6 protein-coding genes and 6 pseudogenes are annotated in these 11,605 nt (G+C 38.7%); 6 read left to right on the forward strand and 6 right to left on the reverse strand.

Translation table 11 applies throughout. From position 1 onward, the window contains the following. Together PVK71_RS19675 and PVK71_RS19680 are read left to right on the forward strand one after the other, a co-directional pair. Nucleotides 1-250, forward strand: a pseudogene (locus tag PVK71_RS19675) (ISNCY family transposase); the annotation flags it as partial. Between the two features lie 72 nt (nt 251-322). After that, nucleotides 323-1,537 (forward strand): annotated as a pseudogene (locus PVK71_RS19680) (IS91 family transposase). Nucleotides 1,538-1,725: 188 nt separating this feature from the next. On the opposite strand, the pseudogene PVK71_RS19685 reads toward PVK71_RS19680, so the two are convergent. Further along, nucleotides 1,726-2,028 (reverse strand): annotated as a pseudogene (locus PVK71_RS19685) (IS6 family transposase); the annotation flags it as partial. Between the two features lie 278 nt (nt 2,029-2,306). Here PVK71_RS19685 and PVK71_RS19690 point away from each other — a divergent pair. From PVK71_RS19690 to PVK71_RS19705, 4 genes and pseudogenes are all read left to right on the forward strand, one after another. After that, nucleotides 2,307-5,273, forward strand: coding sequence for a hypothetical protein (locus PVK71_RS19690; RefSeq protein WP_274421039.1), 2,967 nt, complete (start codon nt 2,307-2,309; stop codon nt 5,271-5,273). A gap of 394 nt (nt 5,274-5,667) precedes the next feature. Beyond that, a pseudogene (locus tag PVK71_RS19695) lies at nt 5,668-6,882 on the forward strand (IS91 family transposase). A gap of 226 nt (nt 6,883-7,108) precedes the next feature. Next, the gene (locus PVK71_RS19700; protein ID WP_274421038.1) at nt 7,109-7,723 is read left to right on the forward strand and encodes a hypothetical protein; all 615 of its coding nucleotides are present in this window, start codon (nt 7,109-7,111) and stop codon (nt 7,721-7,723) included. A 6-nt stretch (nt 7,724-7,729) separates the two neighbouring features. Further along, nucleotides 7,730-7,972, forward strand: coding sequence for a hypothetical protein (locus tag PVK71_RS19705; protein ID WP_274421037.1), 243 nt, complete (start codon nt 7,730-7,732; stop codon nt 7,970-7,972). Nucleotides 7,973-8,009: 37 nt separating this feature from the next. Here PVK71_RS19705 and PVK71_RS19710 read toward each other — a convergent pair. From PVK71_RS19710 to PVK71_RS19735, 5 genes and pseudogenes are all read right to left on the reverse strand, one after another. After that, nucleotides 8,010-8,132: pseudogene (locus tag PVK71_RS19710) on the reverse strand (IS6 family transposase); the annotation flags it as partial. A gap of 19 nt (nt 8,133-8,151) precedes the next feature. Beyond that, nucleotides 8,152-9,225: pseudogene (locus PVK71_RS20565) on the reverse strand (ISAs1 family transposase). 230 nt (nt 9,226-9,455) lie between these two features. Beyond that, nucleotides 9,456-9,989 carry a hypothetical protein gene (locus PVK71_RS19725; RefSeq protein WP_274421036.1) on the reverse strand — a complete coding sequence of 178 codons (534 nt, stop codon included), beginning with the start codon at nt 9,987-9,989 and terminating at the stop codon, nt 9,456-9,458. Between the two features lie 3 nt (nt 9,990-9,992). Beyond that, nucleotides 9,993-10,799, reverse strand: coding sequence for a cytolethal distending toxin subunit B family protein (locus PVK71_RS19730; protein WP_274421035.1), 807 nt, complete (start codon nt 10,797-10,799; stop codon nt 9,993-9,995). After that, nucleotides 10,796-11,497 (reverse strand): cytolethal distending toxin subunit A/C, encoded by a 702-nt coding sequence (locus PVK71_RS19735; protein WP_274421034.1) that lies wholly within the window; start codon nt 11,495-11,497, stop codon nt 10,796-10,798. Before PVK71_RS19735 ends, PVK71_RS19730 begins: the two co-directional genes overlap by 4 nt. Nucleotides 11,498-11,605: the final 108 nt, after the last annotated feature.

Raw genomic sequence — 11,605 nt, forward strand, 5'->3', positions numbered from 1 at the left:
GGTCGTCTACTTACTAGAAAATACGCCAGAGACAATAAGACTCATAGGGAAAAAGTTGATGATATATGATTATCCTGATGGAACGATAGATATCAAACATTGCGGAAAATCCTTTAAGTGCACAGTATTTGATAAATTAAGAACAGTAAATGAAGCAGCCATTACGGATAACAAACGTTTAGGAGGAGTCCTTAAGTTTGCTAAGGTTAGTCAAGATAGCGATGCTGCGCATCGAGCGAGGCCGCGTTAAATTATGTATTCAACATTCATTCAATTAACGCTATGATCTCTACATCCTTTCTTATCTCGAATTACTCACCTCTTGCCACGCAACTACAGACGCCGACGTCATGCCCAAAAAGAATTTATCCCTCGAGCTACTAAGCTGCTTTTTGAAAAAGACAATGCTTGGGAAAAGGCGCTATGGAAACACGCTCATACCTTTAGTCTGTGGCAAATCACTTGTATAGAAAGAATGCTTGCATGCGGTACCAATGCGATGGGAGCTAAGCACTACGGTTGTGAAAAATCAAACTGTTACGGCACGAAAGTAATATGTCAGAGTTGTAAAACGAAGGCATGCAGCTCTTGTGGTACAAAATCTACAGAGCAATGGATATCCACGCAGCTGGAAGTGATGCCAGATTGCGAGCATCAGCACATCACGTTCACTATGCCTAGTGAGCTCTGGCCAATATTCGACGCAAACCCAGAGCTCTTAAATGACTTATTTTCTCTTGCTGCAAATACCTTGTTAAATTGGGCAAAAAAAATGGGCCTTGAAGTCGGTATATTTGGGGCTTTACATACCTATGGCAGAGGCCTCAATTGGCATCCACATATTCATTTATCCGTAACACGAGGCGGGTTAGATGAAAATGATAACTGGCAGCCTATCTATTTCAAAAAGAAGCATGTGGAGTATCACTAGCGTCGAAGCTTAATTGATTTACTCAGACGAAAGTACGATGAGCTAAATTTATCAACAGGGAGCACAGAGCACATCCAGGATTACCGTCAGTGGAATTTTTTCTTAGAGCGCCAATATCAAAGATATTGGAACATCCATTTTACAAAGAAGACTAAGCTGTTAAAGCAAACCGTAAATTATTTAGGCCGCTACCTAAAGCGCCCACCGATATCTGCCTCAAGACTGCGTCATTATAGCGGAGGAACGGTGGTATTTAAGTATTTAGACCATAGAGATGGGGAGCACAAAACAATGACTCTAACGCAAGAAGAGATGATTTTGCGTTACGTAAACCATATCCCTCAAAAGCATCTAAAGATGGTGCGCTACTACGGTTTTCTCTCTAATAGTAAACGAGGTCGTTTACTTCCGTTAGTTTATGCGGCTTTAGAAAGTACAAAGCCAGAGCAGACAGATAAATTAACGTACGCCAAACAATACAAAGGGTTTACAGGTAACGATCCATACAAATGCACACTTTGTGGAAACAGGATGATATTTACAGGTTTTACAAAAGGCCCAAAGAATGACGAATTACTGGATTCACGTCGCTTTAGTATGAGATAAGATAAGCGATTAAGGAGCGCGGCGTAGGATACCTACGTCTAAATCGCATAAATTTGAGCAGAAACCATACAAAAACGGTGTTTTTGCATGAAGATAGGCGTTAAAAAATAATAAGTCGAAGACTCTGATAAGAAAAAATGAGGCATTTTATCTTGATGGTTAGGATTGAAATTCCTAACCATCAATTAAAAATCAACGATGTCACCAAATTTATCAACAGCTCGGTAGTAATACCACCATTCACCTTTAATTTTGATATAGGTTTCATTCATACGCCATGATGGGGAGACTTTACGTTTTAATTGACGTGCGTTTTGCTCTAGCATAGGTGCAAAAGTAATAACCCAACGATTTACAGTGGAATGGTCAATAGCACTGCCACGCTCAGTGAAAATCTCTTCAATATCACGAGTGCTGAGTTTATATGATACGTAATAACGTACAACTTGAATAATTATATCTGAAGGGTATTGGTAGCAAGAAAAATCCATGTAACGCTCTAGTTAAGATTAAATACATAACTTTGAGCATTACATGCCTGTTTAGTTCTTTTTCATGCGACAGAACCAGAATTTGTGATATTTAGTCATCAATACGATTAATATTCTACCCAAACTCTTTCTCTTGTGTATCATTTACGAGATTTTAATTAAACGATACGAAGTGCGTGGTAATAAATTACGCAAAAAAGAATAAAGATAAAATAAATACTTCCGCTGAGATTTTCAGCCAAGTTAGTGTGTTTTTAATACAAATTAAAGGAATAAAAATGAAACCAACTTTATTGTCAGTTATGCTGGCCGCTTCTTTTTGCTCATCAGCATTAGCAACAAGTACAGAACAAAACTACTTCAAATCTAGTTACCAAGACATATATGAAAATATTGGAATGACATTAGAGTCTTTACGTCAACTTGCTGACATACCTAAAAATATTGTCATTGAAGGCTTGGATCGATATCTGTTGGTAAATGGGGAAAAGTACCTTTTAAATAATGATAATTACATTCTTTTTGATTTCCCTATACCATTTAATGACGAAAGTGCATTTCGTAACGTGTTTAATTTCATTGGTAATGAATGGGAGTTAACATGGTATGACAACGGTTTGGTGGTCACTAATAAATACTTTGGAAATTATGAATATGGTGATGGTTGTTTACTTGAATATTATCCTAATGGTGTAATTAAAAATGGCCAGATAGAACGTATTGTCCTAGAAACGTCATCATGCTCATTGAATAATTTTAATACGAATATCGAGTACTTTGAACGCGGAAAAACAATTTCTGCAAATGATATGGGCTTAGAGAATTTAAATATTACTGCGGTTGAACGTTATCAAGATCGCCTCTATGTTACTCACGATACAGATCCTGGTACGGTCGTGATTTTAGATGTTGATACTGGTCAGGTGTTGAGCGAAATTAAAGGTTTTGAGGCTAATGACGTATTTTATCCTTTTCGCCGTTTGAATGAGTTATATATCCAAGGTAACTTATTGTATGTAGCATCACTTAATTCAAATCGTGTCGATATTTTTAATTTAGATAATCAACACCAACATGTTACGACTCTAGGTGGTAGTGGGCCAACCGCATTATTCCGCCCTCAGGCGACAGTATCTAATAAAGATTATGTTATTGTTGCTGGTGCATCTGAAAAAATATCAGTTTATCGTCAACAAGATGTAACCGCCGAAAACCACTTAAAAGCGCCAATACACGCAGTTTTACAATTCGAAGGGCAATATACTCATCGTAAAGTACAAATGCATGTATTGGAACACTACCTTATGGTGGTTACAGCGAACAAAAATTATTATATCTACGACTTAAATGATGTTGAATCCGCAGTCAGCTCGGGCGAAGCATTGATACCTAAAAAGATCATCAATACAAAATTGCAAAAAGTTGATAAGTCGGGTGATCAATTGGTGGTGAATCATGCGGGTCGCCTTGAATGGCACAATATTGTTGATGTTATTGCTAATGACTTTGTCTTCAGCGATCCAACGCGTATTATCACTCATCTTGACGCGAATCTGGTCAATAATCTTTATGACGTGCATTATAACGACGGCGAGTTAGTTACGGCGACGCAAAGCGAAATCCGATTTGATCAATTGCGAAGCTACGAAGTTCCGTTTATCGCCGATCAGCAAGTTGAAACGACTAAAATCCTATTCGATCAATTGATGCCGACCTCGGTTAATGAGGTGCTGTCTCTTGATGAACCACACTCTCTGGTTACAAACCCAGCGCTGCGTTCTGTCAATGTTAACTCGTTGATTAAAACTGAGTTTATTGATACTGATACGGTGCAGATCACCAACTATGCCGCCGTGGAGTTAAAAGATCTCACGGTGGAGCTTAAATTAGCGGGTATCGAAAAATGGTTTGTATTAACTAACATTGATCGCTTGCCTGCTTATGCTCAAATCACTTTGCCATTATCTGCATTCGGCCAAGGGCAGTTTAATAGTAGTAATGATGATGGTTATTTCGATTTGGCTGACTTATTTTCGAGCACCATGAACTATAGCAAACAGTTTGAGCATCGCTTTAATTCAGATACCGATCTATTTGCAAAAAAATTGGCACGCCTGAAACCGACATGGGAAATTCGTTTTGCATCAAACCATACCGGTAACTGGCGCATGATGAATGCCCTTTATGCACGTGAATGGTTGATCATATTAACCAACTTGGCATACATCGTTTCAGAAGATGAATTTGAACACGTTTGGTTCAATTTCAAAAATATTTTTGGTTACGATATGCACGCTAACGCGGGCCCAGTGGATGCACCAGGAGGATTCTTCACCGAGCAAGATTACCGATATTGGTATAATGGCTTAATGAATCGTGCCTACGTGAATGGGGGGGTAACCTCTATTGGCGGTGGTCTTGGTGGTGCTGGCATCACTGGGGTTGATACGTGGATGTTTTATACTCACTACTATGGAACGTGGGGCGTCATTGCCCACGAATTCGGCCACGGTTTTGATGGAAAAGCAACCTATGGTCACCATACTAGTTTTGCTAATGGCAGTAATGGCTGGCATCCATTAATTACGGCACTGGCAAACTATCATATTCGCAAAGGCGATCTGCCTTATACGGACGATAGTATTAACGGCTTCTATAAACCGGAATATCAGCAATATCGTCATAACGGTATCGATAACAATAAACGTAAGCATCGCTCGGATACTCATATGTATCTGATTGATGATTATTTCATGACCTACTCTAATATAGCCAAAAATTGGGCGACTAATGGTGAGCAGACTAATGTTCAAACGGTTGCCGCAATGAATAATCAAGAGCGAATTTTGATGGCTAAATCAGCAATGGGTTCAGAGAAACCTTACCTATGTCGATTCACCTTTGAAGATGGTGAGCAATATTACGGTTATGTGATGCAAGATAATAAAGAGGTCAGTTGTCGTTCAGGCGATGATATAAACTATCGTCAATCCAATGGGTCTCATGTTGCACTACAATCAAAAGCTAATGAATTTGATTGGTTGTCTCTCTACAACCCAGAGCAGAAAGGTGAGCTGGTATTACACCAAAATGGTCAACCATTGTGCCAAATTGATAATCCGCCGTTCTACGGGACCGGTTTTGTAAATGAAAAAAATCAGTGTGCCCAGTTACCGAATGTTTACTGGTCAAATGGTAATCGTTGGGCTTTTAGCAGTGGATGGACAACCCTAGAGTATAAATAAAAACAATGCCTCACACATTTTTGTGTGAGGCATTGTTAGGGGGGTGAGCACCAATGGAACAGAAAACAACTATAAGGACTTCCTCCCGTTGTCAATAGGCATTTATTTCGCAGCTACAATGAAAATTAAGATGCAGTACTATAAACGGTCATGCTGGAATATTTGGTTCTGTCGCATGAAAAAGAACTAAACAGGCATGTAATGCTCAAAGTTATGTATTTAATCTTAACTAGAGCGTTACATGGATTTTTCTTGCTACCAATACCCTTCAGATATAATTATTCAAGATAGCGATGCTGCGCATCGAGCGAGGCCGCGTTAAATTATGTATTCAACATTCATTCAATTAACGCTATGATCTCTACATCCTTTCTTATCTCGAATTACTCACCTCTTGCCACGCAACTACAGACGCCGACGTCATGCCCAAAAAGAATTTATCCCTCGAGCTACTAAGCTTCTTTTTGAAAAAGACAATGCTTGGGAAAAGGCGCTATGGAAACACGCTCATACCTTTAGTCTGTGGCAAATCACTTGTATAGAAAGAATGCTTGCATGCGGTACCAATGCGATGGGAGCTAAGCACTACGGTTGTGAAAAATCAAACTGTTACGGCACGAAAGTAATATGTCAGAGTTGTAAAACGAAGGCATGCAGCTCTTGTGGTACAAAATCTACAGAGCAATGGATAGCCACGCAGCTGGAAGTGATGCCAGATTGCGAGCATCAGCACATCACGTTCACTATGCCTAGTGAGCTCTGGCCAATATTCGACGCAAACCCAGAGCTCTTAAATGACTTATTTTCTCTTGCTGCAAATACCTTGTTAAATTGGGCAAAAAAAATGGGCCTTGAAGTCGGTATATTTGGGGCTTTACATACCTATGGCAGAGGCCTCAATTGGCATCCACATATTCATTTATCCGTAACACGAGGCGGGTTAGATGAAAATGATAACTGGCAGCCTATCTATTTCAAAAAGAAGCATGTGGAGTATCACTAGCGTCGAAGCTTAATTGATTTACTCAGACGAAAGTACGATGAGCTAAATTTATCAACAGGGAGCACAGAGCACATCCAGGATTACCGTCAGTGGAATTTTTTCTTAGAGCGCCAATATCAAAGATATTGGAACATCCATTTTACAAAGAAGACTAAGCTGTTAAAGCAAACCGTAAATTATTTAGGTCGCTACCTAAAGCGCCCACCGATATCTGCCTCAAGACTGCGTCATTATAGCGGAGGAACGGTGGTGTTTAAGTATTTAGGCCATAGAGATGGGGAGCACAAAACAATGACTCTAACGCAAGAAGAGATGATTTTGCGTTACGTAAACCATATCCCTCAAAAGCATCTAAAGATGGTGCGCTACTACGGTTTTCTCTCCAATAGTAAACGAGGTCGTTTACTTCCGTTAGTTTATGCGGCTTTAGAAAGTACAAAGCCAGAGCAGACAGATAAATTAACGTACGCCAAACAATACAAAGGGTTTACAGGTAACGATCCATACAAATGCACACTTTGTGGAAACAGGATGATATTTACAGGTTTTACAAAAGGCCCAAAGAATGACGAATTACTGGATTCACGTCGCTTTAGTATGAGATAAGATAAGCGATTAAGGAGCGCGGCGTAGGATACCTACGTCTAAATCGCATAAATTTGAGCAGAAACCATACAAAAACGGTGTTTTTGCATGAAGATAGGCGTTAAAAAATAATAAGTCGAAGACTCTGATAAGAAAAAATGAGGCATTTTATCTTGATGGTTAGGATTGAAATTCCTAACCATCAAGTGGCAGTATTTCTCCTCGTGGTTGGCTAGATGGACATGAATTGGGTCACAACTTGCAAACGGGTCGTTTACGTGTGGGTTATGCTACAGAAGACAACCGAAATACATGGAGTCAATACAGTAACCGTTCAGGTGAGAACTCAAATAACATCTTCCCTTATTATGTAATGTGGAACGGACATACGGTTATTGATGGGGAAACAACACCATTAAATGATCCTCATATGAATGGTAAAGAAACGTTTTTTGCACTGCAATCTGATTATGCAAATGTAACTGACGCCGAGGGTAATCGTGTTGTTTACACGCCTACATGTGGCATTTTAGATACAGGCAAGACATCACGCCATGAAGCAATCTGGTCACATGGTGGATATGCTGCTATCAATGGCATTCGTATGTCTTTCTATACGCAAATGGCATTACAAATGCATGGTAAAACGCTTGCGGATGATTCAGTACTAAAAAGCGGCTGGGGCATCTATTCTATGCTTTACTTACATGAGCGCATCTACGGTAAGTATGCAACAGATGAAGCAACGTGGAACGTAAATCGTGAACGTTTAGGTTTTGCTATGTTTGATTGGACAAATACACACGGCACAATGAACGCCATTCAAGGTAATGACTTTATGCTGGTTTCGTTATCTTACTGAACAGGCATGGATTGGAATTCTTATTTTGAAATGTATGGCCTGCGTAATTCCGATACCGCAAAAGCACAAGCTCGTACTCATGGTGTGAAAGGAGCTGTGCCAGTAGGTATGTATGTTCACGAACAAGATTTACCGCCAGTAAATATGTCAGAAGGTATGACGTGGTTACCACTTGGTGATGCTGAGACTGTTTGGACTCGTGATAATAGTACTCCTGCTAACTGTATAAAATGGGCTTGTTGCAAATAATCTGAATAGATAAATGAGTCCTACAATGGGCTCATTATCATTGTAGAATGACCTCAATATTAAAGAGACGATTAATGAAGGTGGCTCTCTCCCGTACTATTGTTTTTCGTCTATCGTTACGCAGCCAAAAATCAAATTGTCCCTTATTCAACATTCGTAAAGGGCGCGAATGAACTTTGTTAATCTGATGTAAACAGAACAGAGACTCTGTAATCTTTATTCCATGCAAGCTTTATTCATATTTCTTGGTACTGACAAATTCCCTTAGGATTTCCTAAACAACTTTCTAACAAAGCATCTACAGCAAGCCATATTTAATACTAAATTTCCAGCATAAATACGTTGCTCATTTTCCTTGAAAATAACATCCAACGCCCAGTGCTGCTGGTTCTCTATGTGCCAGTGTTTTCTGGTTGCTTGGGAGGCTAGCTCTAAGGATAAATGGTCTGTGCAAATATAGTATGAAGTTTCATAACTTCCTTCCCTTTGATAGTTCTATCTTTCACCACTGCAACAATACTTTTAACGACAGACCACTTTTATCTGAGTACTTCACTGAAGGCAGCTGGGAGAACATAAGCCTCACGGTTCTCTTTTCTGCCATGCCCTTTATCTTCAATAATGTACGACTCTTGTTTATCTTCAGGAAAATACCAATAATCTTTGAATTGTGTAGATTCAGTTTGACTTGCACTAAGAAATCACCACCTTTATTTACTACTTTATTCAGAGTTTCAACCTGACAATGCAGGGCATCGCTGTTAATAAACATCCTTTTATATCTAAAGGATCTAACAGTTTTCTTATCGCTGTTAGCTCCATTCCTTTGCCTTCACAGGGTTGATGTGGAGAGTCAAACCCTCGTCAACATCGAACGCTGAGACCATATAAAGAGGGTTATCTTGCTTATTCGCTTTAGCTCCTTTCAGAACCTTTCCATCAACACTGATGATGGGCTGAGCATGCCTCTCCCTATGCAAATTAACCCAGCCCACCATCCCATCTAAGAGCGTTTCAGGAACAACAGTCCTCATAATGGCTGCAATATTATGTCGGGTAGGAAGGCCATTTTTGTAGGGGAAATACTCACGTAACCAGTCGATATTTCCTTCACCAAAATCCTTGATATCCGTCCATTTATTTTGACTACACAGAATGGCTGTTATGACAACAAAAGCGACTTCCATAACAGGGTAGACTTGGTTGATGTGCGAATGGGTATCTTTCACTTTTTTTAGCTGTTCAATGATAATTGAACGAGTTTCTCATTTTTTTACTTCATGATCTGATCGTAACTATCAGAAAAAGTTCCAATCGAAAATAAAGTTATTTAAATTGAGTCATTGAGATGGTAGCTTAATTAAAAGAGAGGGGATTTTCGGTTAGAAATGAATTTTTTCAACAACCTCACAACCCCAGTTGGCAGATGATGAGCTAAAATTAATTTAAGCTCATCATTGAGATAAATTAAACCGATCTGAGGTTATTTAATAAATAATGGTGAGTATTTCGCTGGATTAAGAGACGGATTTATCATCCATAAATTACCGCTATTTACGGGTTCTTTTGCTAAGCTGCTTTTATCAATACATCGTTTAAATTGAAAATCCACAATTGAATCACCTCGACCTAAACATTGTTGGTTACCAATAGACTTTAATTGAACAGCACCAGATGTTGAAGGAATAAGTGTGAACATCATAGACTTATCGTTACTGCATGAGTTTAAAATCAATTGATTATTATCATCCACCGTTAAACATTCGTCAGCATCTGGATTTTTAAATTTAACCCAACCACTAGGATCTATAAGTAAAGTTTTTTTAGTTGTTTCAACTTCTATTATCTCCCAATTATTATGATTAAATCCTTTACCATTCCAATTCGCAATAATACCGCCAGTATATACATTTCGAACATTAAATTTCATTGTATCAGAAGTAGACTGCAATACTTCGTTACTACTACAACCAGATATTACTAAGAGCAATCCGCAAGTGCATAAAAATCTTTTCATTGGTTATCTCCTAAAAAAACCAACTGGAAAATGATCGGACGCAAATTGTCCTCTCATATTACCAAATAATAATGAAGCCCTTAATAGCGAAGGAATGAAACTTACAGAATTCCCAATAACGGCATAGTCCAAAGTCCCCCCGCTTGCTTGAGTTGGATCAACAGGGGCGACAATCTGAGTATGCCTTTGAGCAGGTATATCTAAACTATTTTGCAAGTCAACAGGGGATCGATTAAAATCACCAGCAATCATCCAATTAGCGGCCTGTCGAATGGGGTCTGTTTGACGATCAAAATACTGTAGAACACTGTTGACAATAGCAGGAGCATCAACGCCTCTATTAGCTAAAGCATGTGTAGAGAAAAAAACATCATTTCCCAGACGGATACCTATAATGGGACGCGATGCAACAGTTGGAGGAGGTAACACTATAACTTCATCAGCTCGCTGCGAAGATACAATAGCTAAATTAACGCGATTAGCACCAACATCTACCCTAGAAAAGTAAATAAACATAGTTTGCGGACGACTATTAGTACCAAGATTCCATTCATATTCATTCATGGGAATACCTGGTGTATAGAATTCTCTTGGAGTCAATACGGCTGAAGATGGAACACTTCCGGCTTCCTGAAGCATTAATATATCACTAGACCTAGCGCCAGAAATTAATTGGCGAACATTATTATTCCATTTATTTTCTGTTAACGACGACGACCCCTGTAGATTCCATGTAGAAACGTTATAATCATCGATGGCCGCCCATGATAATAGAGGAAGTATACTAAGAATAAACGCAAAACTTTTCATCGAATTGAATCCTTATGTACAATAGGCTCAAGTTTTTTAACCGGTAATGGTGGAACTAATGTTGGTATAATAATATTAGCTAATGACGATTGAATTGGAGGAGAAATAATCCACTGTTGTTCAAACACTTCATTATTCATATCTGTACATTGCTCCATAAAAATTGAGAACGCATAAGGAGAACGTATCGTTCGGTCAAGAAATTCAGCTCTTAAGCACTGAGATGTGTCAACATTCTTTATTGATACAGCGCCATTCATTAATGGAATCAATTCAAATTCTTGTGATAACTTTCCACTTACACATGTATTATGAATGACACCATTTTTATAAGCCTCGATACATGAGCCTTGCTCACTATTTACGAATTTATAACGCCCTTCTGTCACTCCATCAATGATTTTCCAATTTCTATTGTTGCCAAAATCAGAAGAATCGAAAGGTGTATAACCCCATAACCAGTTACCTACAGGCCTTGCCCAAACCGTTAATACCGCGCCTCCGGCACTTAACAAAGATACATCTATAGAAGCTGTATTATTAGGTGAAAAAAATTGCACGTTTTTTTCATTTACAATTTTCCCAGCCTCACCGACTAATTCCATTTTAGAATGCGGAAACTCTGGATAATCACCAATTCCTGATGACGAACATCCGGTTACTATAGGTAATACAATAAATACTAATTTTTTTATCATGCTAATAACTCTCATAAAATAAATAGTAATTTTATATATCAAAAACACGCAAAAACAACTCTAATCTATCACGGTTACTACATACATCTCAAAATATTGCGGTAAATA

The organism is Aliivibrio sp. S4MY1 (assembly GCF_028765545.1).
Classification (GTDB): domain Bacteria; phylum Pseudomonadota; class Gammaproteobacteria; order Enterobacterales; family Vibrionaceae; genus Aliivibrio.